General features: G+C 54.5%; 20 protein-coding genes and 1 riboswitch. Of the genes, 6 read left to right on the forward strand and 14 right to left on the reverse strand.

The genetic code is table 11. The features are described 5' to 3' along the window. Window positions 1–77 precede the first annotated feature (77 nt). The 13 genes from P0X86_RS30545 to fni all read right to left on the reverse strand — a co-directional run bounded on the left by P0X86_RS30545 (window position 78) and on the right by fni (window position 14,156). Window positions 78–1,328, reverse strand: coding sequence for a serine hydroxymethyltransferase (locus P0X86_RS30545; RefSeq protein ID WP_009590552.1), 1,251 nt, complete (start codon window positions 1,326–1,328; stop codon window positions 78–80). Between the two features lie 90 nt (window positions 1,329–1,418). Further along, complete coding sequence (locus tag P0X86_RS30550; RefSeq protein WP_277747225.1) at window positions 1,419–2,003, reverse strand: TIGR01440 family protein; 585 nt, start codon at window positions 2,001–2,003, stop codon at window positions 1,419–1,421. A gap of 80 nt (window positions 2,004–2,083) precedes the next feature. Next, the gene (gene rpiB, locus P0X86_RS30555; protein WP_009590548.1) at window positions 2,084–2,548 is read right to left on the reverse strand and encodes a ribose 5-phosphate isomerase B; all 465 of its coding nucleotides are present in this window, start codon (window positions 2,546–2,548) and stop codon (window positions 2,084–2,086) included. A gap of 114 nt (window positions 2,549–2,662) precedes the next feature. After that, a riboswitch (ZMP/ZTP riboswitch) is annotated at window positions 2,663–2,744 on the reverse strand. Window positions 2,745–2,851: 107 nt separating this feature from the next. Continuing rightward, window positions 2,852–3,439 (reverse strand): low molecular weight protein arginine phosphatase, encoded by a 588-nt coding sequence (locus P0X86_RS30560; RefSeq protein ID WP_009590545.1) that lies wholly within the window; start codon window positions 3,437–3,439, stop codon window positions 2,852–2,854. 54 nt (window positions 3,440–3,493) lie between these two features. Continuing rightward, entirely contained in the window at window positions 3,494–4,057 is a 564-nt protein-coding gene (locus tag P0X86_RS30565; protein ID WP_277747226.1) for a manganese efflux pump MntP, read from the reverse strand. Window positions 4,058–4,126: 69 nt separating this feature from the next. Then, window positions 4,127–5,305, reverse strand: a complete 1,179-nt coding sequence (locus P0X86_RS30570; RefSeq protein WP_277747227.1) for an L-threonylcarbamoyladenylate synthase — start codon at window positions 5,303–5,305, stop codon at window positions 4,127–4,129. 533 nt (window positions 5,306–5,838) lie between these two features. Then, entirely contained in the window at window positions 5,839–6,537 is a 699-nt protein-coding gene (gene spoIIR, locus P0X86_RS30575; RefSeq protein ID WP_277747228.1) for a stage II sporulation protein R, read from the reverse strand. Between the two features lie 224 nt (window positions 6,538–6,761). Then, window positions 6,762–7,943, reverse strand: coding sequence for an FtsW/RodA/SpoVE family cell cycle protein (locus tag P0X86_RS30580; protein WP_009594539.1), 1,182 nt, complete (start codon window positions 7,941–7,943; stop codon window positions 6,762–6,764). Window positions 7,944–8,252: 309 nt separating this feature from the next. Then, window positions 8,253–9,440, reverse strand: a complete 1,188-nt coding sequence (locus P0X86_RS30585) for an FtsW/RodA/SpoVE family cell cycle protein (RefSeq protein WP_277747229.1) — start codon at window positions 9,438–9,440, stop codon at window positions 8,253–8,255. Between the two features lie 134 nt (window positions 9,441–9,574). Then, window positions 9,575–10,465, reverse strand: a complete 891-nt coding sequence (prmC, locus tag P0X86_RS30590; RefSeq protein WP_277747230.1) for a peptide chain release factor N(5)-glutamine methyltransferase — start codon at window positions 10,463–10,465, stop codon at window positions 9,575–9,577. Between the two features lie 4 nt (window positions 10,466–10,469). Continuing rightward, window positions 10,470–11,537 carry a peptide chain release factor 1 gene (gene prfA, locus P0X86_RS30595; RefSeq protein WP_015737758.1) on the reverse strand — a complete coding sequence of 356 codons (1,068 nt, stop codon included), beginning with the start codon at window positions 11,535–11,537 and terminating at the stop codon, window positions 10,470–10,472. A gap of 225 nt (window positions 11,538–11,762) precedes the next feature. After that, a complete protein-coding gene (gene ychF / locus P0X86_RS30600) occupies window positions 11,763–12,863 on the reverse strand; it encodes a redox-regulated ATPase YchF (protein ID WP_090909881.1) in 1,101 nt (366 codons plus the stop codon). 180 nt (window positions 12,864–13,043) lie between these two features. Beyond that, window positions 13,044–14,156 carry a type 2 isopentenyl-diphosphate Delta-isomerase gene (gene fni / locus P0X86_RS30605; protein ID WP_277747231.1) on the reverse strand — a complete coding sequence of 371 codons (1,113 nt, stop codon included), beginning with the start codon at window positions 14,154–14,156 and terminating at the stop codon, window positions 13,044–13,046. Window positions 14,157–14,551: 395 nt separating this feature from the next. Between fni and P0X86_RS30610 the strand changes: the two genes are divergently transcribed. Further along, window positions 14,552–15,991 carry a phospholipase D family protein gene (locus tag P0X86_RS30610; RefSeq protein ID WP_481858314.1) on the forward strand — a complete coding sequence of 480 codons (1,440 nt, stop codon included), beginning with the start codon at window positions 14,552–14,554 and terminating at the stop codon, window positions 15,989–15,991. A 67-nt stretch (window positions 15,992–16,058) separates the two neighbouring features. Here P0X86_RS30610 and cls read toward each other — a convergent pair whose 3' ends face one another. Continuing rightward, window positions 16,059–17,561, reverse strand: a complete 1,503-nt coding sequence (cls, locus tag P0X86_RS30615; protein ID WP_036662074.1) for a cardiolipin synthase — start codon at window positions 17,559–17,561, stop codon at window positions 16,059–16,061. Between the two features lie 201 nt (window positions 17,562–17,762). On the opposite strand from cls, the gene P0X86_RS30620 reads away from it, so the two are divergent. From P0X86_RS30620 to P0X86_RS30640, 5 genes are all read left to right on the forward strand, one after another. Beyond that, complete coding sequence (locus P0X86_RS30620) at window positions 17,763–18,359, forward strand: TetR/AcrR family transcriptional regulator (RefSeq protein ID WP_213580673.1); 597 nt, start codon at window positions 17,763–17,765, stop codon at window positions 18,357–18,359. 97 nt (window positions 18,360–18,456) lie between these two features. Beyond that, the gene (locus P0X86_RS30625; protein ID WP_277747233.1) at window positions 18,457–18,798 is read left to right on the forward strand and encodes a DMT family transporter; all 342 of its coding nucleotides are present in this window, start codon (window positions 18,457–18,459) and stop codon (window positions 18,796–18,798) included. Further along, the gene (locus P0X86_RS30630; RefSeq protein ID WP_009594524.1) at window positions 18,798–19,112 is read left to right on the forward strand and encodes a DMT family transporter; all 315 of its coding nucleotides are present in this window, start codon (window positions 18,798–18,800) and stop codon (window positions 19,110–19,112) included. Before P0X86_RS30625 ends, P0X86_RS30630 begins: the two co-directional genes overlap by 1 nt. A gap of 151 nt (window positions 19,113–19,263) precedes the next feature. After that, window positions 19,264–20,217 carry a TetR/AcrR family transcriptional regulator gene (locus P0X86_RS30635; RefSeq protein ID WP_277747234.1) on the forward strand — a complete coding sequence of 318 codons (954 nt, stop codon included), beginning with the start codon at window positions 19,264–19,266 and terminating at the stop codon, window positions 20,215–20,217. Window positions 20,218–20,244: 27 nt separating this feature from the next. Further along, window positions 20,245–23,472, forward strand: coding sequence for an efflux RND transporter permease subunit (locus tag P0X86_RS30640; RefSeq protein WP_277747235.1), 3,228 nt, complete (start codon window positions 20,245–20,247; stop codon window positions 23,470–23,472). The last annotated feature ends 58 nt before the right edge of the window (window positions 23,473–23,530 follow it).

The following is a 23,530-nucleotide window of genomic DNA, read 5'->3' on the forward strand; positions in this document are numbered from 1 at the left end:
TGACAGCTCCTAAAAGAGGACCCCACCTTCAGGTGGGGTCCTCTTATCATAGGCCTCTTATGCTGACGAAACTGTGATTAATATTTCATTTCGGCATAAAGAGGATATTGATCCGTAAGCTCAGCCACCAAACGGCCCGCTTTTTCCAGCGTTGCTTCGTCTTTAGGCTGCTTCAAGGTCATGGCAATAATCTTCGCGATTTTCACCATCGCCTGCTCATCCATGCCGCGGGAGGTTACTGCCGGCGTACCGATACGGATACCGCTCGTGACGAACGGGCTCGTCGGATCAAACGGGATGGCGTTCTTGTTGACGGTAATCCCGATGGAATCCAGCACCTTCTCTGCGTCTTTGCCGGTGATGTCCAGATTGCGGGTATCGACCAGCATCAGATGGTTATCGGTTCCGCCGGAAACGATGTTCAGGCCTTCCTCGATCAGGGTGTCAGCCAGCACTTTCGCGTTCTTCACGACGTTCTCTGCATACGTCTTGAAGGACGGATCCAATGCTTCGCCAAGCGCAACGGCCTTGGAAGCAATGACATGCATGAGCGGTCCGCCCTGGGAGCCTGGGAACACCGCTTTGTCGATCGCCTGTGCCCATGCCTTCTTGCACAGAATCATGCCGCCGCGAGGTCCGCGAAGGGTCTTGTGCGTCGTGGTGGTTACGAAATGGGCATGCGGAACCGGATTCGGGTGAAGACCCGCGGCAACAAGACCCGCAATATGAGCCATATCGACCATGAACAATGCGCCTACGTCGTTCGCGATGGCAGCAAGCTTCTCGAAATCAATGATGCGAGGATATGCACTTGCACCCGCCACGATCAGACGAGGACGGTGTTTGAAAGCCGCTTTGCGGACTTCGTCGTAATCGATAAGGAACGTGTCTTCCTGCACGCCGTACGCAACGAAATTGTACAGAAGGCCGGACGCGTTAACCGGGCTTCCGTGAGTCAAATGGCCGCCGTGGGCCAGGTTCATGCCGAGCACGGTATCTCCAGGCTTGAGCGCAGCCAAATACACCGCCATGTTCGCTTGGGCGCCGGAGTGCGGCTGAACGTTGGCATGCTCGGCACCGAACAATTCCTTCGCGCGGTCACGGGCGATATCCTCCACGATATCCACTCGCTCACAGCCGCCGTAATAACGCTTGCCAGGGTAGCCTTCCGCATATTTATTCGTCAGTACCGTCCCCATGGCTTCCATAACCGCTTCGCTGACGATGTTCTCGGAGGCAATCAGCTCAATGTTGCTGCGTTGACGCTTCAGTTCCAAATCCATCGCTTCCAATACAGCCGGGTCATTCTTCCGCAAATGTTCCATCATGTTCATATCCTCCCATAATCAATCGTTATTTTCTCTTGCCAAGTCAAGACTACAAGTTTACCTAATGACTAAAGCGGGCTCTCATTCGAATCAATCGCACAGCGTGGAATCATCCCGCTGCTCAAGCCGGTACACGGCACGTTCTCCGCCGATCAGCTTCGGCCGGGTGTAAGCCGCCGTTACGCGCGCATCGCCGACATAACGCTCGCTCGGCCTGAACGGAACCGCCACTCTTCGCAAATGCATGCCGATCAGCGTCTCGCCGATATCGACACCCGCATGGGCCTCAATGGATTCCGCAAGGCAGGGCTCCTTCATACTCCGATACGCCGCCGAGGCCATGGAGCCTCCCGCCCCCGGAATCGGTACAGCCGCCACTTCCGTCAGGCGCAGCTCTTCAAGCAGCCCCCGCTCCATGACTAGCGCCCGGTTCAAATGCTCACAGCATTGATAGGCTACAGCGAAGCTGAATTCCGCTTGAACCTCGGCAATGCCCTGAAGAAGCTGCTGCGCCGTTTCAAGAGCGCCGCCCGTGCCGATCCGGCGTCCGACCACTTCACTGGTGCTGGCTCCGATGACCAGCACCTTGCCCGGTCCTAAGGCTGCCGCTTCGGCCAGCTCGCGGACGATCCGCGCCGTCTGTTCGCTCAAGGAAACCTTGGGGATATCCGTCATGTCACAGTCCTCCCGATGATTTTTTTCACAGAAGATGCTTCATTCCATACGCAATAACCGCAGCAGCTTTACGCGTTGACCTATCGCGATTCGCTCTTCAGGTAACGCTCCTCGATGGCCTTGATCTTGTTCACGCGGCCGACATGGCGTTCGCCCTGGCTGAAATCCGTTGTCAGCCATGCGCTGACGATCTCGGCAGCAAGCCCGGGGCCGACGACGCGCTCGCCCAGCGCAATCACGTTGCTGTCATTATGCTCACGCGTGGCTTTGGCCGAAAATACATCATGCGTCAGCGCGCAACGGATGCCCGGCACCTTGTTGGCGGCAATGCTCATGCCGATTCCCGTTCCGCAGATCAGAATGCCCCGATCCGCTTCACCCGAGACCACCTTCTCGCACACCGGAAGCGCGTAATCGGGATAATCCACGGAATCGGAACAGCCGCAGCCAAGATCCTCCACCTCGTGTCCAAGACCCCGAATGACCTCCACGATCTCCTCTTTCAGACGAATGCCGGCATGATCGGTACCCAATGCAATTTTCATCTATGAAAAACCCCCTCGAATGTTCGCTTTTGCGTTTTAGCTTGTTTCATTATAACCCAAACTCCACGCAAAAGACGAAAAAAGAGCAGTCGGCGCACGTATTGTGCTCCAAATGCTCTTTGCCCAGGCGACCGGCCGTATATTCCGATGCTCCATCGTGGTTTCATCCACTTCGTCGCCAGTTACATCGGATTCATGTTTTTCACCTTCATCTTAAAGCAATACCCTGCGAAAGGCAAGCGGCTTTTTTAGCCAGATTGAGCCCGGATCCAGATTCACTCTTCGTTTCCGTGGAACCCGATCCTATTTATGCTGATCCGCTTCCAGCTTGTCCAGCAGGCGGAAGAGCGCCGTCCGAATCTCCGCCGCCGTCGCCTCGTATTCCTCCCGCGAGCCGCCGAAAGGATCGGAGATATCGAAGCTCGGAATGCGCTGGCGCAGCTCGATCAGACGCTCCCGGTCGCGGTCGCTGACATCGCGGCCCAGCGATCTGGCCAGCTCAAGCGTCGCGTACAGGCTGTCCTGCTCCCGCAGATCATCCAGCACCCGCCGGTCATCCTCCACAAACTCCTTCAGCGTGTGCATCTTGTCGGCCGCATGCGGGAACTGCCGAATCGCATACTGCTTATGCGACTGGGTCAGCGTCAGAATCAGGTCTGCCCATTCCACCAGATTCGCGGTCAGCGGCTTAGATACCAAACGATCTTGAATATCCTGGTCCCGCAGTATCGATTCCGCATGACGGGATACCGGCATGCCGTCCACGGCCGAGACGCCGGCGGATTGCGTTTCCAGGGGAATGCCCCGCTGTTTGGCGAGCTTGCGCAGCATCCCTTCCGCCATCGGGCTGCGGCAGGTATTCCCCGTGCAGACAAACAATATATTTTTCACGGTCCCGTACCTCCCGTTGTAGGTTGTTTTGGGATTATTGTAACAAATATTGCATCAAAAGATAAACATCACGCCAAAGATGATCAAAATCAGTCCGCCCAGCATCTCGCCGTACTCCCCCAGCTTGTTGCTCACCTGACGGCCGAGCAGCAGGCCGAGAATGGATAGCAAACCGCCCACGACACCGAAGGAGATCACGATCAGCAGCACATCATCCACGAACATCCCAAGCGAAACGCCTACCGAGAAGGAGTCGATGCTGACGCTGAGCGAAAACAGCAGCATGCCCAAGAACGCGGTAGGATGAATGCGCTGACCTTCCCCGCCCCGCCAAGCATTATACAGCATATGCCCGCCCAGCAGGAGGAGTAGCCCGCCTGCTGCAAACCCTGTGACGTGCCCCAGCAGCATGCCTACATAGCGGCCGGCAAACAAGCCTGCCAGCGGCATAAGCATGTGAAACATTGCGATCATGAAGCTGATGCCCAGCATATGGCCTAAGCGCATGCCGCCTCTCATTCCGACTCCGATGCCAAGCGAAAATGCGTCTAGCCCGAGTGCAACCGCCATCAGCAGAATCGCCGCAAGCTGTCCCGATTGGACAGACGCCTCCAACATCCCCATTCCCCCAAGTCCCATGGTCTTGTACACCATATGCGGACAAGGGGGAAATCATGCTAAAACCGTTCAATCGACCTCTTCATGGACGTGGACGATGTGATGTCCCGCGGCCTTCAGCAGCCGGTTCATGACGGCTGCGCCAAGCCCCTGCTCCGGGCACGCTTCGGCCAGGATGAAAGTCGCGCCTTCTTCATCGAAGCGGCGCAGGCCGGCGTACAGCCGGCGGGCCGCTTCCTCCGGCTCGGCCAGGCTGCCGAGCGAGACGGCAACGTCCGCGCGGTAGCGACCGATGTGCTCGTCGAACGACAGCACGCCGGTCACCTCCCCGCGCCGGGCCGCCGCCTCGAGCTCGGCCGCGATGCGTGCCGACACCGCGTCGGCACGCGGGCCCTGCACCACGCACATCGCACCCTTCGGTGCGTAGTGCGTGTACTTCATGCCCGGCGAGCGCGGCGCCGGGCTCTCCGCCTCCCCGGCAGCGCGCTGCAGCGCCGGGTCCTGGCGCACGCTTGCCGCCACCGCGGCAAGCTGCTCGAGCGTGACGCCGCCCGGGCGGAGCACCGTGACGGCACCGTCTTCGCCGACCTGCACCACCGTCGACTCGACGCCCACCCCGGCCGGGCCGCCGTCGAGCACGCCGTCGATCGCCCCCGCCAGATCCTCCAGCACATGGCTGGCCAGCGTCGGGCTTGGCCGGCCGGAGCGATTCGCGCTCGGTGCGGCAAGCGGACAACCGGCGGCGCTGATCAGAGCCAGCGCCACGGGGTGATCCGGCATCCGCACGGCAACCGTATCGAGCCCGGCCGTCACGCGAGGCGATACGGCGCCCGGTTTCACGGGCAGCACCAGCGACAGCGGTCCGGGCCAGAACGACGCCATCAGCGCCCGCTCCGTCTCGTTCACCTGCTGGACCAAGCCGTCAAGCTGAGCCAGCTCCGAGATATGCACGATCAACGGATTGTCCGATGGCCGACCTTTGGCGGCGAAGATGCGCTCGACCGCCTCCGTATTGCCGGCGTCAGCACTAAGTCCGTACACCGTTTCCGTCGGAAAAGCCACCGTACCGCCCTGTGCAAGCACCTGGCCTGCTTCGTGCAGCGCCTGCTTCGCTTCCTTCTCGGACCCGAGGCTCTCCTTGGAGAGGGAGCTTAAGACGTGCCACACTTTGGTTGGCTTCGATGCAGCATTCCGGGAGCCTTGTTCCCGCTGCAGGTTGCGTTCCTTGTCATTTCCGTTCTGTTCCATACCTATCCCAAGCTTTCTGTATATGAAATATATAAACATCCAAACGCGTTTTGCCTATACTCCAAAAGAAAAAGCGCTTCTCGTTCTTCAGTCCCGTGCCGGTTCCCATGGAAACCGGTCGCGCCAAAGAGAAAGCACTCTTCTAGAGGTTGTTCAAAAAGTCCGCTTTTGATAAGAAAACCCCTCATCGAAGCCACTTCAAGGATGAGCGACCGCGATGCATAGGTAGGTTTTCTTGCGATATAGAATTTCATCAACTCCGTTGATAACTTATAAATCCTATATCTAACACGAAGCGAATCAAGAAGCAGCTCGGCATCGAATCTTGAATTCAGCCGGGCCTTCCGGTGCTCACGTACCCAAAACGTACGCTCCACTCCTCAGTCCCTAGCTTCATCCAACTGAAGCGTTTTGAAAAAACGCACATCGGAAGCATTAGCTTCGGTGCTGAAAATCCACCTTTTTGAACACGTACTTCTTCATCCAAGTTTATCATACCCTGTCCGTATTGGAAATCAATACGCGGGATCATCCTAGAACAAGCTTGCCACCCAATTCCAGAGGCCCAGGAACATATCCCACAGGAAGAAGCGGACCTCCGGCTCGCTTTCGCTTGCCTTCTTCGGCGCTTCCTCCGGAGAAGCGTTGTCGCCCGCATCGGCGGACACCGTTTGAATTCCCGTCTCGACAGGCTGAGCTGCCGCATCCCCGCTGCCGCCGTCGATGAAGCACAGCGGCGGGAACAGGACGCACCACCAGTTTTGTCCTTGACCTTCGCCTAACGTAATCCGCAGCGCATCGTAATCGCCCGCCGGATACACCGTGCCCCCGTACAATTTGGTCGGGAACGGCACGACGCCAAGCTCTACATGGTAATTGTAGGTGATCCCTCTTTTTCTCAGCTCTTCACCCACCAGCTGGCGGATTTCCGGAAGATGCTGCCGGGTTAATGCTTTGGCGTCTTCCAGGCTTTGCGGGTTCTCCAGCTCCAGGACCCAAAGCTGCATTTGCTCAACGACCGCGTCTCGAATCTCTCTTTTGACGAGCTGATCGGACGGGTTATCTGAATTCGCGAGAATGCGAAGCCTTATCGATTCTTGAGGGATCGGACCGCCAACAACGGAAGCATCGATCTGCTGTCCCTCCCAAGCCATGATGAACATAAACATGCAGGATAAGAGCACAACCATTTTTTTCACGATAATACGGAGGGTTTCACTATAATTTTTCATCTCGGACAACCGCCTCTCTATGAACGAAACTCTATGATGCTATCAGTATGTCCGACTGAAAAAGATATAAACGTGGAATCTAGCAAATCGAAAAAAATTCATAGATTGGCGCGTCACGACTTTAACAAAAAAAGATGCCGTTCCCATGGGAACGGCATCCTCTCATATAAATGACGATTCGGTTTTGGTTATTTTCCAGACCGCGACGAAGTTCCACCCGACCATCAAGCCTGCTGCTTAGCGGCCGCCGGGCGATAAGCATGCGGATCCGGCATATCTTCCTCCACTTCCTGACCATGCAGCTTGACGCTCATGGCGACCCCGAGACTCGCCATGCTAATCACAAGGGACGTTCCCCCGTAACTGATGAAGGGCAGCGTAATCCCCGTCAGCGGCATCAAACCGATAAACATCCCGATATTCTCGAAGATCTGATATAAAAACATGGCCACGATTCCTATGATTAGAAACGGTCCCGCACGCTCCCGGGATTCCAGGGAGATCAGGATCAGCCGATGGATCAGGATGAAATACAACAACAGCAGGACGGAGGAACCAATAAATCCGAACTCCTCGGCAATCTGCACAAAGATGGAGTCGGAGTACGCATAAGGCACCCGGCCCGACTGTATCGACGAACCCTGCATGTAGCCCTCGCCGCTCATGCCGCCGGAGGCGATGGCAAGCTTCGCATTCGTCGTATGATAGCTGGCCTTGGCGGTCGCTTTCTCCGGATACAGCCACGGATCAATCCGTTCCACCCAGTGCGGCTTCAGTATTTTCGATTCCAGCAGTTCATCATGATAATGAATGTAAGCCTGAGCGCCGCCGAAGGCCACTCCTGCCACCAGCACAAGCCCGATCAGCGCATGGGAGAACTTGACGTTCCCGATCCAGAGCAGCCCCAGCAAAATGATGACATAGCTAAGCGCGTTACCCAGGTCATTCTGAGCCATAACGAGCACGAAAGGCACGAACGCCAACAGCCCGATCGGAACGACGTCCTTCCAGAAGGACAGCAGCGGTTTGTTTTTTCGCACCAATACAAAAGAAAGAAATATGATCAGGATCAGCTTGAACAATTCAGCAGGCTGTATACTTAAACTGCCAATGTAAATCCAGCCCTGGGCGCCGTTGATGTCCTTCCCGATAAACATCACGAGGACCAGCACGGCTAAACCGCCTAAGTAAATATATTTGGCATATTTAATCAACAACCGGTAATCCAGCAGGCTAATTCCGAAAAAAGCCATGAAGCCGACAATGTAAAAAGCAATCATGCGGATATGAGAGCCTTCGAACTTGGTGTCGACGGTCGTGCTGTATATGGACGTAATGCTGATACCCATCATCAAAACCAGTACGAAAACAATAACGTAATCCATCTTCTTGAATTTCTGAAGCATGCTTTGATCCCCCTGTGCCCGGAGACACGAACCCCCGGTTTGCCTATACAGGCATATAACGATTATTCGAAAAGAAAGTTTGCCATTGCTTATCGTCGTTGATACTCATCATTCCATAAACCCTAATCTGAAGGTGGCATTACGTTCAAGATTTTCAGGGATCCTGCCATGCAAGCCCCTAATGAATTATTCTAAAAGATTTTCACCGCTAACACAATTCGCGATCCTCTTTCCTGGATACGGAGAAAAAAACAAAAGAGATGCTGCTTTCGATAGCATCTCTCCGATTCTAAACCCTAATCACCCGAGTTAAGCCTGTTTGGTTGGCGCGGAACGGTATGTTTGCGGATTCGGCATATCCTCCTCCACTTCCTGTCCGTGCAGCTTCACGCTCATGGCAACCCCGAGGCACGCCATATTAATGATGAGCGACGTTCCGCCGTAACTGATGAAGGGCAAGGTGATTCCCGTCAAAGGCATCAAGCCGATAAACATGCCGATGTTCTCAAAGATTTGGTACAGCAGCATGGCAACGATGCCGATGATCAGAAACGGACCCGCTTTTTCCCGGCTTTCCAGCGAAATCAGGATCATCCTGTGAATGAGTATGAAATATAACAGCAACAGCACGGAAGAGCCGATAAAGCCGTATTCCTCCGCAATTTGCACAAAAATCGAATCCGAATACGTATAAGGTACGCGCGAAGATTGCACGGAGCTGCCTTCCAAGTACCCCTCACCGCTCATACCGCCTGAAGCAATGGCCAGCTTTGCATTGTTCGTATGATAGCTTGCCTTCGCGGTAGCTTTTTCGGGCACCAGCCATGGATCGATCCGTTCCATCCAATGACCGCGGCTCTCCATGATTTTCGATTCTTTAATCTCATCATGAAAGTGGATGTAGGCCTGTGCTCCGCCAAAGGCAATGCCCGCTACCAGCAGCAGCCCGATCAGCGCATGCGAAAACTTCACGTTGCCGATCCATAACAATCCGAGCAGTATGACAATATAACTGAGTCCGTTCCCCAAGTCATTCTGAACCATGACGATGGCAAACGGAATGAACGCCAGAAAACCAATCGGTACGATATCCCGCCAGAAAGACAGCCTCGATTTGTCCTTGCGAATAAGGACATAGGTAATAAATATGATCAATACCAGCTTAAATAATTCGGCAGGCTGAATGTCTACGATGCCGAGATTGATCCAGCCCGTGGCATTATTTTTGGTTTGACCGATGAAGGAAGGCAGCAACAGCGTGATTAACCCTCCGATATAGATGTGCAGCGCATATTTATTCCATATTCGATAATCAATCAAACTAAGCCCGAAGAAAGCCGCGAAACCGAGGATATAAAATACCGCCATTTTAATATGGTGACCCTCGAACCCAGCGGTATCGAACGTGGCGCTATATATCGACGTGATGCTGACGACCATTAGCATCAGCAGCACAAACACAATGACAAAATCTATCTTCTTGAACTTCTGAAGCATGCTTTAGGTCCCCCTGTGCCCGGAGCCCGCAAACCCCGATGTGCCATTCAGGCAGAATAACCATCTGGGCGAACAAACCAACGTTCATTCTGCAGCCCATCCTCTATTTTAAAAGAAATCGGACCCGAATACAATTAACGGAAAATTCCCAGAACATGCCGGTCAATCCCCGCCAAATCGGGTACCGTGACGATTTCCTCCCAGTATCCTGCCTTCCGCAGCAGTTCCGCTACATCCCCGGCCTGTCCCATGCCCAGCTCAAAAGCGATCAGGCGCGGCGGCGCCGACAGCAAGGGCAGCTGCGCCATCATGATCCGGTACGGATTCAATCCGTCCGGCCCGCCGTCCAGAGCCGTACGCGGTTCATAGTCCCGGACTTCCGGCTGCAGCTCTTCGATATCCTCCGCCGGAATGTACGGCGGATTGGAGACGAGGATGTCCGGCCCCGTGCCGGCGAACGGCTCCAGCAGGTTCCCCTGCCGGAACTCAACCTGGGCGCCCAGCTTCTTCGCGTTCCGCGCGGCAACCTCTAGCGCATCGGGCGAAATATCGCTCGCCAACACATCCCATCCCTTTGACTGCAAAGCCAACGTAATGGCAATGGCCCCGCTGCCTGTGCCGATGTCGACGACCTTCAGCCCTCCATCCGGTCGCGGGGTGAGCTCCCGTCCATACTTCAGCACCGCTTCCACGAGCAGCTCCGTTTCCGGGCGCGGAATGAGCACCGCCGGCGTAACTTCAAACGGCCGGCCGTAAAACTCCTGTTCGCCGATAATGTACTGCGCCGGAACGCCTTGCGCTTTTCGATTGATCGCTTCTTCCAGGGCGCGGCGACGGTCCGCCGGAAACGGCTCCGCGAGCGCCATATAATATGAGGTTCCCGACAATCCCAGCACATGCTCCAGCAGCAGCTGCGCATTCCGCTGCGGCTCCATCACCCGCATGCCGTCTAAAAAAGAAGAAGCCTCCACAAAGGCTTCTCTTACGCTGCGCTGCGGCGTCAATTCAAATATCGTCCGCTTCAAAGCGTTATACTCCTTTTTCCATCGCTTCAGCCTGCTCCGCAAGGGTCAGCGCCGAAACGATCTCTTCAATCTCCCCGTTCATCACTTGATCCAGCTTGTGAACGGTAAGTCCGATCCGATGGTCGGTCACGCGGCTTTGCGGGAAGTTGTACGTCCGGATCCGCTCGCTGCGGTCACCGGTGCCGACTTTGCTCTTGCGCTCCCCGGCGTACTTCGCTTCTTCCTCTTGACGCATCATATCGAAGATACGGGCGCGAAGCACCTGCAGCGCCTTCTCCTTGTTGGAGTTCTGCGATTTGCCGTCTTGGCATGTAGCCACGATGCCGGTCGGAATATGCGTTACGCGCACCGCCGACTTGGTGGTGTTAACGGACTGACCGCCTGCGCCGCTGGAGCAGAAGGTGTCCACGCGGATATCCTTGTCATGGATTTCGATGTCCACTTCTTCCGCCTCCGGCATAACCGCCACGGTGGAGGTGGAGGTATGGATGCGGCCGCCGGATTCCGTGGTCGGAATACGCTGCACGCGGTGCGCCCCGCTCTCGAATTTCATTTTGCTGTAAGCGCCGCGGCCGTTGATCATGAAGATCACTTCCTTGAACCCGCCCAGATCGTTGGTGTTGACGTCCATCAGTTCAACCTTCCAGCCCTGGGTATCGGCATAACGGGTATACATCCGGTACAGGTCGGAAGCGAACAGTGCCGCCTCGTCGCCCCCGGCTGCGCCGCGAATCTCGATAATGACGTTCTTATCGTCGTTCGGGTCCTTCGGCAGCAGCAGAATCCGAATTCTTTCGGCCAGCTCTTGCTCGCGCTGGGTGAGCTCCTCGATCTCCATTTTCACCATTTCGCGCATCTCGTCGTCCATCTTTTCGCCCTGCATGGTTTTGGCGGCTTCGAGTTCTTCAATGACGTTTTTATATTCAACATAAGCCTCATAAGCAGGCTGTAAATCGGATTGTTCTTTGGAATAATCCCTGAGCTTCTTGGAGTCATTAGCGACATCGGGATCGCACAACAGCTCGCTCAACTTCTCATAACGGTCCGCAAGGGATTGTAATCGGTCCAACAAAGGAATTCACCTCTCTAAGATATATTCCTGAAGATATGCCATTTCGCACTCCATTTCGTATGACTCATGAAGTGTAAACGACTTTTTATTTTACCATGAAACGACACGTTTGACTAGCAGGCAGTTGACCGAAGAAAGGGTTCTCGCCTTTCCCGTTCGCTTCAAAAAAACCACGGTCCCATGCACAAAGCGACATGGAGCCATGGCCTTTGAAACCTTCATCGATTACACGTTAAAACGGAAGTGCATAACGTCGCCGTCGTTCACGACGTACTCTTTACCCTCCAGACGAAGCTGTCCGCGCTCTTTCGCGCCGTTCATCGAGCCCGCCGCAACCAGGTCATCGTAAGCAACGACTTCCGCACGAATGAAGCCGCGCTCGAAGTCGGTATGGATGACGCCGGCCGCTTGCGGTGCTTTCGTTCCCTTGCGGATCGTCCAGGCACGCACTTCCTGCACGCCGGCGGTAAAGTAGGTATACAATCCCAAAAGACTGTATGCCGCCTTGATCAGACGGTTCAAACCGGACTCTTCCAGTCCCAGCTCCTCAAGGAACATCGCTTTGTCCTCGCCTTCAAGCTCGGCGATCTCGGCCTCAACCTTCGCGCTGATCGGCACCACGATCGCGTTCTCCGCGGCCGCGAAATCGCGAACCTGCTGCACGTAAGGATTGCTGTCGGCTTCCGCAACGCCGTCTTCGCTCAGGTTCGCCGCGTATAATACCGGCTTCAGCGTCAGCAGGTGCAGATCGCGCACGATCAATTTCTCATCGTCGCTCAGCTCCACGCTGCGTGCCGGCTGGTCATTGTACAGGGCTTCCTTCAGGCGCTCCAGCAGCTCCACTTCCTGAGCATACTGCTTGTTGCCGCCCTTCATGTTCTTCTTCGCGCGTTCGATCCGCTTTTCGACGCTGTCGAGATCCGCAAGGATCAGCTCCAGATTGATCGTCTGAATGTCGCTGACCGGGTTCACTTTACCGTCGACGTGGGTAATGTTCTCGTCTTCAAAGCAGCGGACCACATGAACGATCGCATCCACTTCCCGAATATGGGCTAGGAACTTGTTCCCAAGACCTTCCCCTTTGCTCGCGCCGCGAACCAAGCCCGCGATATCGACGAATTCGAAAGCGGTCGGTACCGTCTTGTTCGGCTGAACCAGTTCGGTCAATTTGTCGAGGCGCTCATCCGGCACTTCCACGACGCCCACGTTAGGATCAATCGTACAGAACGGGTAGTTTGCCGACTCGGCGCCCGCCTGCGTAATCGCATTAAACAATGTAGATTTGCCAACGTTCGGCAAACCGACGATTCCAGCTTTTAAAGCCATTTATGTGACAACTCCTTATCAGGTTTACTCTTATTTATAAGTATACGAAGCTCGGGATCTATACGCCAAGCCTCTATCACCAGCTAAACAATCTTATTAATTATAGCAGATACCCCATAGACTTCAACACGAATATACTGCCATCGCGAATTCCCGTTCTGCGGTGTTCTGCGCGCTGTTTTAGGCACGAATCAACCGCTTGGTGGACTTCAGGGCCTCGATATTCCCCGCGCCGATACCGAACATGGCCGTCCGCAGCTCCAGCTCCACCTGGGCAAGCCGCTGATCGAGCGCTTCAACCGAATCGACCGCCGAGTCCAGGAGTCCGCGGCCGAAACCTGCCAGATCTGCGCCAAGCGCGAGCGCTTTGGCCGCATCGACGCCGCTTTGCAGCCCGCCGCTGCCGATCAGCGCGCAGGCCGGCGCGGCTTCGCGCACCTCCGCGATGCATTCCGCGGTAGGATTGCCCCACCCGGCAAAAGCCTCGGCCGCAGCGCGGCGGACCGGATCCGGGCTGCGGAATTTCTCGACCTGGCTCCATGAGGTGCCGCCCGCACCGGCCACGTCGATGAACGCTGCCCCGACGTCCAGCAGAGACCGCGCCGTTTCGCCATCGATACCCCAGCCCACTTCTTTAATCCCGACCGGTATCGAAAGCGTGCGGCACAAATCCTCGACGCGCCCCAGCAGACGGCCGAACCGGGTGTTCCCTTCCGGCTGAAACACTTCTTGCAGTCCGTTTAGATGGAGAACCAGCATATCCGCACCGGCGATATCCACCGCCCGCTGACAATCGTCAAGGCCAAAGCCATAGTTCAGCTGCACCGCTCCTAGGTTCGCGATCACCGGCACGCTCGGCGCGCTCTCGCGCACGCGGAATGTCGAAGCAAGCTCCTCCTTCTCCACCGCAGCCCGCACGGAGCCGACACCCAGCGCCCAGCCGCGCCGTTCCGCCGCTTCCGCAAGACGCATATTGATCTCTCCGGTGGCCTTGCTTCCGCCAGTCATGGAGCTGATCAAGAATGGCGTTCGTACGGAAAAATCAAGAAACGTCGTGTCCAGCTTAATCTCTCCAAAGTCGATCTCCGGCAGTGCGGCGTGACGAAAACGGTATCGTTCAAAACCGGTGGTTACCCCCACGGAGCCCACTTCTTCGTCCAGGCATAATCGAACATGCTCGATCTTCCGCTCGCCGGTGGGCACTTCCGGCATCAGTCTGCCCCCAAATCTTCCTGATCCTCCGCCTGAAACGGTTGCAGGTTTGCCCGCAGTCTGTTCATGTTCTGAGTTCATACCGTGCCTCCTTATCCGATTCACTCATCCTTAATAAAACCGTATTTAAAGCATATCATTGACGTCGCAGGTTGTCCCAGCTGCATGATATGTACATCCTTTGACAATTTTAATACCGATGTTCTCACGATCTCCCGTATATTCGAAACCCAACAACCTTCCCAAATAGCATTCTGCCCCGGCTTCCCGGGATCATCCCCAAACGCGGTGCTTGCCGAATTGCAAAAACTGGAGTGCGTCAGGGCAGCACTTTCATGTTAATTAAAGAAAAGATAGGAGGATGGGTGATCTTGGACTTCCGCCATTTGTTCCTTAACCGCAATTCAGCTAAACCGCTTGCACCGGGTCCAGGCACGCAGCCCCTGCCAGAAAATCCTAATGCCAAAAGCTCCCGAATGCGAAAAACAATATTCATGGGTCTTGTCCTTCTCATGCTATGGCTTATCGGCGTAATGATCTATCAGACTCATAAACCTCTTCCGAATGGAATCTCCTATGAAAGTCCAGTCTACCAGAGCAACGTGAGGATGTGGATCGACCTGACCTATCCCGGACCGGACGGCCAGCCTGTCCACGATCAAGAAATCGGACCGCGCATCGGCCAAATTATCGACGAATCGCGAAAATTCCTGGTGATCGATATGTTTCTGTTCAACGGATATGCCCATAAGGACCAAACATTCCCAAAAGTCAGCGAAGAGCTTGCCCGTCGCCTGGTTACCCATAAGAAGAACCATCCCGATATGGATATATTCTTTATCACCGACGAAGTGAATACCGGGTACGGCTCCTATACGCCGCCGGAGTTCGAGTCCATGAAGGCAGCAGGCATTCATGTGATTGTAACTGATGTCAACCGGCTGCGGGACTCCACGCCCGCTTATTCCGCCGTATGGCGCACGTTCATTCAGTGGTTCGGCCAGTCCGGCAAAGGCACGCTCCCCAATCTGATGGCAACCGAAGCACCCGATATTACCGCTCGCTCCTATCTGCAGCTGCTGAACGTGAAAGCCAATCACCGCAAAGTCGTGATCAGCGAGAACACCGCGCTGGTGACTTCGGCCAACATGCATGACGCCAGCGCCTTCCACTCGAACATCGCCTTCGAAACGAGCGGTGACATCATCGGCGATATGCTTGCGGCGGAGCAAGCCGCCGTTAACCTTACAAGCCCGATCAAGCTGCCGGAATACGAGCCCTGCTCCAAGCCGGCGGTGCAGCCTTCAGGTCAACCAAACGGCGTCGATGTTCGTTATTTGACGGAAGGAAAAATCTATAAATATGTGCTGGAGGCCATTGAACAGTCGCAGCCCGGGGACACGCTTTGGATGGGGATGTTCTACCTGGCCGACAGTAGAGTCATGGAACGGCTTCTGCAAGCCTCGGACCGAGGCGTTGACATCCGTCTCATTCTGGATCCGAACCAGAACGCCTTCGGCCGGGACAAAATCGGCATCCCCAACCGTCCGGCTGCCGCCGAGCTCATTCAGAAATCCAAAGGAAAAATCTCCATTCGCTGGTACAACACCGGCACCGAACAGTATCATACCAAGCTCATGTACATTGCCAAACCGACAGGCAAATCGATTATTACCGGCGGGTCAACCAATTTCACAAAGCGGAACCTGGACGATCTGAATTTGGAGAACAATCTGTGGATCGCCGCCCCTCAGAATCATCCGCTCACCCGGGATTTGGACCGTTACTTTCATCGGATATGGTTCAACGAAGATGCCCAGTTCAGTCTGGACGTCGACGCTTATCTGGGAAAAACCACATGGATGAAGGACATCCTGTTTAAATTGCAAAAAAGCCTGGGCTTCACTACCTTTTAAAATTCTTACAAATAGATGGAACGAACAGGTTTAGGGAAGCGGCCGTTCCCGGCTTCTTCCGCTGCGTTTACAACAGGGGGGACATCAGCCGGGCAGCGGATTCAAGCAGCCGTGTCATGATTCTCTTCTTGCGGGTATGATGGCGGTCGTACACGATGGCGGATTCCAGGTCATGCTCGAAATCGGATACCAGCTTGCTTACGCTGTCCGTGTGTACGAGCAATGCGTTGACTTCAAAATTAAGATGGAAGCTCCGCATGTCCATATTGGCCGTTCCGATGGTGGCCACCTCGCCGTCGACGATCAGCAGCTTGGAGTGCATGAACCCTTTTTCGTATTCATAGACCCTTACCCCAACATCCAGCAGGGCCGGAAAATAGGAATGGGACGCGAGGAAGGGCAGCCACTTGTCCGGCTTCGACGGAAACAGAATGCGCACGTCAAGACCCGATAAGGCGGCAACCCTGAGCGCGGTAAGAATGTCCTCATCCGGTATAAAATAAGGCGTAGCCAGCCACACCGACTTACGAGCCGACACAATCATGGAGAAAAAAATGTTCTTGAGGGCTCTCCGTTCATTATCCGGACCGCTTGCGATAATCTGTACGGCGCCGCTGCGGTTCTCCAGCAAATCCGGGGAGTAATAGATCGGCTCGTTCGGCTGCTCCCCCGTCATATACTGCCAATCCTGCAAAAATACAACCTGAAGCGTACGGACCGCTTCTCCCCGGACAAGCATATGGGTGTCGCGCCAGAAACCGAATGCTTTGCTGCGGCTTAAATACTCGTCTCCCACATTCAAGCCGCCAACGAACCCGACGCTGCCGTCGATCACGACGATTTTGCGATGATTGCGGTAATTCACGCGGCTCGTGAAGAAGATCGTCTTGGGACTGCCGAACACGGCCACCTGCACGCCCGCATCCCGCATCTCCTGCAGGAAGGAAGGCGGCAGCTGGAGGCTGCCGACGGCGTCCACCATAAATCGCACGGCAATCCCTTGCCTCGCCTTCCGTATCAAAATTTCCTGGATCTGCGTTCCGATCGCATCCGGCCGGTAAATGTAATATTCCATATGAATATGGTGCGCCGCTTGCTCCAGCTCCGCAATCAATGCAGCAAAGGTCTCTTCCCCATCGGTCAGCACCTTCGTGTCGCTTGAGAACGATATCGGCGTGCGCGCAAGCCGGGTGGACAGCTGAAGCAGCTGCTGCACTTCCGGCTTGAAGCAGGAGACGTCGGGTGTGTTCTTGCGCAGGACCTCGCTGGTGTAGACCAGACCGTCCTTCCTCGCCTTTTTATCGTATTTTCTCCGTTTGAAATAGTTCTGTCCGAACAAAAAATAAAAGACGAGCCCGACGATGGGGACAAGCGCCAGCAGCAGGATCCAGGCCATGGTGCTGGAAGGATGGCGATTCTCCATAAAAATCATGAATCCGATGGATACGACGGTCAGCGTAGAGAATATCCCGATAACCGTCCCTGTCGTCTTCCCGAAATAATGCATGCCAAAATAATAAAACGCGAACAATAGCGCGGTGATCAGTACAGCCTCTATTCCCTTTCTCATATCCATTTACCCCTTGTTCTTCATCGTTTCTGTCTTTGTATGCACGATGCTGGTCACACATATTCTACATGATCTCCCCCAGGAACTAAAGACTGTTCTCCTTGGGTCGGCAAGTGCCCGATGTCCCAGAAAAAAGAGATTGACAATGCTGACGCCATTTGATAGAAATATAACTAACGATCGTTAGTTAGGAGGAATTCAATGAGTGCCGCCGACATTAAACAGTCCGCTCTTGCCCACTTTGCCAAAAACGGTTACGAAGGGGCATCGCTAAAACATATCGCCGACGATTGCGGTATCAAGAAACCGTCGATATACGCCCATTTTTCGAGTAAGAAGGATTTGTTTCTGCAAGTGCTCCAGGACGTATTCCATCGTCAGGAGGAAATGATGGTAGCCTATTTCCTTGACCATTCCGATTGGCCGCTGGAGCAGCAGCTGCACGGATTTCTTGAGAATCGTCTCCAAGCTTATCAAATAGATGACGAGGTCCAGTTCTTCATGCGGATGGCCTTCTTCCCGCCTAGCACGCTGTATGACGAAGTGATGGCGATGGTGTATCCGCTGCTGGATCAACAGGAGCAGAACCTGTCTAAGCTGCTTGCCGCAGGCTGCCCGGAGCAGGGCCGCATCATCCGTCATCCGCGCAATGCGGCGATAGCCTTTATGACCTTGGTGGACGGGATCCATCTGGAAACCGTGTACGGCGGGGAAGAACGGGCCTCAAGACGCCTTGCAGCTGCTTGGCCTGTGTATTGGTTAGGGGTAACGAAGCAAAGATATAACCACAAGAGTTAAATCCTGATGGAATGACGCATCATAAGCAGGAAGTTGAAGTCGAAAGAATTTGTAATGTAAGGTTACCGTTCTTTTCGTAAAAGGAGTGACAAACATAATGAATCGCAACTGGGGTTACGTGCTGCTGGCTGGATTGGTTGAAATCATATGGGTGATGGGGTTGAAGCACTCCACCAACATCTGGGAATGGATTGGGACCTTGGCCGCCATCGCAGCGAGCTTCTATCTTATTATCGAGGCGGCCAAACGGCTGCCGGTCGGAACCGTGTATGCCGTCTTTACGGGAATCGGCACCGCCGGAACGGTCGCGTCTGAAATGCTGTTCTTCGGAGAGCCGTTTAAACTGGTCAAGGTGCTTCTGATCTGCGTGCTGCTTGCCGGCGTCATCGGCCTTAAGCTTGTTACGGCTGATCACGCCGAACCGGAGGTGAGTAAATAATGGCTTGGATTGCGCTTATATTCGCCGGATTATTCGAAATCGGCGGCGTCATCGGTATCAAAGGCGTGTCGGATCGCAAAGGCTGGCGTTATGTACTGATTTTGGCCTTATCTTTTGCCGCCAGCTTCTCCCTCCTCTCCTACGCCATGACCGAGCTGCCCATGGGGACCGCTTATGCGATCTGGACGGGTATCGGAACGGCCGGCGGGGCCTTGACCGGCATGTTTCTGTTCGGGGAGCCCAAGGAATGGCGGAGAGTGCTGTTTATCGCCATGATCCTGTGCTCGGCCGTGGGCCTGAAATTGATCAGCTAATATTTTTTCAAAAATATCGCAAGTTTTCAGAACCTAACGAAAAGGACGACCGTAGTAAAGTTGAAACGGTCGTTCTTTTTCATATATAATATTTCTTGACCTAATGGTCAATCCAAGAACCGATAAGTTCTCAAGCGAGGTGAGTTATTGATTGGCTGATAAAACGGCAGAAAAACGACAGCAAATTCTCATCACTGCGATGCAGCTGTTTTCCGCGAAGGGCTCTTCGGTTACCTCCATGCAGGAAATCGCCGAAGTATGCGGGATGTCGAAAGGCAGCCTCTATCTTCATTTCAAGTCCAAAGAGGAACTGGAAAAGAGCATTTACGAGCATATCGCAGGCCGGATTAAAGACGAGATTCTCCGGGTCGACCACGATCCGCTGCTTGCGCCTAAGGAACAGCTGCGTAAGCAGACGGAAGTGCTACTGATCCATTTTCTGGAGATCCGGGAATTTCTCCTGAAGCAGTTCCATGATCAGATGCCGGGAAAACCGCCTTTTGACAAGGAAAATATGCGGCAGGAGATGCTCGCTGCATTGCAGTGGTTTAACAATAAGCTTAAAACCATTTATGGACCGGACGTAGAGCCGTATACGATGGAGATCGGCATGTTCTTGGCCAGCATGCTGGGTTCGTATATCCGCTTTCTGTTCATGCCGGGATTTCATTTGAATGTGGGAATCACGGCAGATCACCAGATCCAGCTGCTCGATGATATCGTAGCCAGCATTCTTCGCAGACGGCCGGAGCCGCTGATCCCGATGGAGGCGATTGGCCAAATGGGCCAATTATGCCAGACCGACGTTCGCAAACAGCGCCATCCGCTGATCGTCATTAAGGCAATGAAAAGCGAGCTGAAGAAGAGTCAGGCCGATCTGGAGGATCGGGAAGATGCAATGGAGTCCCTCAATATTATGGAAAAAGAGCTGCTTGGCCTCCAGCCCAGCCGGGCCGTTCTGAAAGGAATGCTTGCTAACTTGGAGGGGATCGAGGAAATCGAAGCATTGTATACCGAGCTCAAAGGCACCATTTCGACTGTGCTTGAAAGCTATCTTACGCCCGGCGGCATGATGCAGGGGAATTCGTTCAAATTAGAGACATAGAGTTTGGAGAGGAGAGAGAATCGCCTAATGAAAGGAATTATCAATTTCTCGCTGCGCAACAAGTTTGCGATCTGGCTGCTGACCATCATCGTCAGCTTCGGTGGATTGTACGGCGGACTGACGATGAAGCAAGAAACCATTCCGGATATTAACGTTCCGTTCTTGAGTGTCACCGCCATTTATCCTGGTGCATCTCCCGAAGGCGTTGTGGAGGATGTAACCAAACCGCTCGAGACGAGACTCCGTAATATCGACGGCGTCAAAACCGTAACCTCCACTTCCATGGAGAATGCAGCGAATGTCATGGTTGAATTTGATTATGGTAGTGATCTGGACAACGCTACGGCGGCTGTTCGCGAAGCCATCAACGAGGTAAAGCTGCCTGACGACGCCCAGAAACCTACCATATCCAAATTCAGCATGAGCTCCATGCCGGTTGTCTCGTTAAGCATTGCTAACAAAGACAACATGGAATTGGATGAATTGACTCGCATCACGGAGAATGACATCGTTCCCGAGCTGGAGGATTTGGACGGGGTTGCTTCCATCCAGGTAGCCGGTCAATTCGTGAATGAGGTACAGCTTAAGTTTAACCAGGACAAAATGAGCGAGCTTGGCCTGACCGAGGATACCGTCAAAGGTATCGTGCAAGGTTCGGCGCTGTACGCTCCGCTCGGCATGTTCGAGATGGAAAAGTCCCAAAAAGCCGTTGCCGTTGATGGCGGCATCATCGGCATCGACGATCTGAAGAATATCGCCATTCCGGTCATTCCAGGTGGCGGCGGGGCGGATGCGTCTGCCGGCGCCGGTGCTCCGAATGCCGGTGCAGGCCAGCAGCAGCAGCCGCCTGGCGATGCTGCAGGGGCCGGTCAGCAAACCGTGCCTGGTGCTGGCGCTGAAGCCGCTGCCGGTGCCGGCGCTGGCGGACAAAATGGCGCTCCTGGTATGCCAACCGGCATTCCAACCGTCAAACTGAGCGAGATTGCCAATATTGAAGTGATCGGCTCCTCGGAATCCATCTCCCGCACCAACGGGAAGGAATCGATCGGTATTCAAATCGTAAAAGCAAACGATGCCAACACGGTTGACGTCGTGAACCAGGTCAAAGACAAGGCTGAAGAATTGAGAGGCCTGTATCCTGGCATGGATCTGACGATCATGCTGGACCAAGGCAAGCCGATTGAGGACTCTGTCCATACGATGCTTTCCAAGGCATTATTCGGTGCGTTGTTCGCCGTTCTGATCATTATGGTCTTCCTGCGCAACATCCGTTCGACGATTATTTCGATCATTTCGATTCCGCTGTCCTTGCTGATTGCGGTTCTGTGCCTGAAGCAAATGGATATCACCCTGAACATGATGTCGCTCGGTGCCATGACCGTTGCCATCGGCCGGGTTGTCGATGACTCCATCGTGGTTATCGAGAATATTTACCGGCGCATGTCCCTCTCGACCGAGAAATTGAAGGGCCGAGAGCTCATCAGCGCCGCTACGCGCGAAATGTTTGTGCCGATCATGTCCTCCACCATCGTGACCATCGCGGTATTCCTGCCGCTTACATTGGTCAGCGGCATGGTAGGAGAGCTGTTCATGCCGTTTGCATTGACGATGGTCTTTGCCCTGCTTGCTTCCCTGGTCGTGGCGATTACGCTCGTACCTGCCATGGCGCACAGCCTGTTCCGCAAAGGCTTGAAGAACACACATGATCATGAAGAGAAGCCGGGTGCCTTGGCCCGCGGCTATCGCTCCATCTTGAAATGGACCTTGAACCACAAAGCGATTACTTTCCTAGCTGCCATCGTGCTGCTCGTCGGAAGCTTATTCTTGACCAAGTACCTGGGCGTAAGCTTTATTCCGGAACAGGAAGACAAATACGCGATGGTCACCTATTCACCTGAGCCTGGCGTAATGCTGGAGGATGTTGAGGATCGAGCCTTAAAAGCCGAGAAGCTGATCCTGGATCAACCAGGCGTGCAATCGATGCAATACTCCATCGGCGGAAGCAATCCGCTGGGCATGGGCTCCGCCAATTCAGGATTGTTCTACGTTATGTATGATCCGGACACGAAAAACTTCGAAGACGTCAAAAAGACGCTCATCGAAGATCTTGCCAAGGAAGTGCCGGACGGCACTTGGTCCAATATGGACATGGCAGCCGGCGGCTTTGGCGGCAGCCAGCTGACGGTGAACGTCTTCGGCGACTCGCTGGAGCAGATCAAGCCGGTGGCCGATCAAATCGCAGAGCTTGCGAACAAGGATACCGCGACGTTTGAAAATGCGGAAACCAGCTTGTCCGAAGCGTTTGAGCAGTACACGCTGGTAGCCGATCAAGAGAAGCTCAGCTCACTGGGCCTGACGGCCGGACAGCTGGCCATGAAGCTGGCCCCGGTACGGGAACGTCCGGTCTTGACCGAAGTCAAGATTGAAGACAAAACCTACAATGTTTACATTGAAGCGGACAGCAAAACCTATAAGAGCATTAAGGAAATCGAGAACGAAACCGTGACCTCTCCGCTCGGCATCGAAGTGCCGATCAAGGATGTGGCCAAGGTGGAAAAAGGAACCACGCCGGATTCCATTACGCGCATCGACGGTAAAATGGTTGTGAGTGTCACAGCCGACATCCTGTCCAGCGACGTAGGCTCGGCTTCGACCAACCTGGAGACCGAAGTGAACAAGCTTGAGCTTCCAGACGGCGTGTCCGTCCAATTCGGAGGCGTCACCGAGCAAATTAACGAAACCTTCGGGCAGCTCGGGCTCGCCATGCTGGCGGCCATCGCTATCGTATACTTTGTACTCGTGGTTACGTTTGGCGGGGGACTCGCTCCATTCGCCATCCTGTTCTCGCTGCCGTTCATTGTCATCGGCGCTATCATAGGCTTGCTCGTCACGGGCGAAACACTGAACGTGTCTGCACTGATGGGCGTGCTCATGCTGATCGGTATCGTGGTGACGAACGCGATCGTGTTGATCGACCGCGTGATCCATATGGAACGCGAAGGAATGAGCACGCGCGAAGCCCTGCTCGAAGCCGGCGCTACCCGTCTTCGTCCTATTCTGATGACGGCACTGGCAACCATCGGCGCGCTCCTGCCTCTCGTATTCGGCTGGGAGAGCAGCGCAGGCATTATCTCGAAAGGACTCGGCATCACGGTTATCGGCGGTCTGATCAGTTCCACGCTGCTGACGCTCGTGGTTGTACCGATCGTATACGAGTTCCTGATGAAGTTCAGCAAGAAAAGAATCGAAGATTAATTAGAACACCAAACGCCCCGGCCCTCCTGATTCAAGGAGACCGGGGCGTTGTTGTGTC

This window comes from Paenibacillus sp. BR1-192, assembly GCF_029542445.1.
GTDB lineage: Bacteria > Bacillota > Bacilli > Paenibacillales > Paenibacillaceae > Paenibacillus_AQ > Paenibacillus_AQ lautus_A.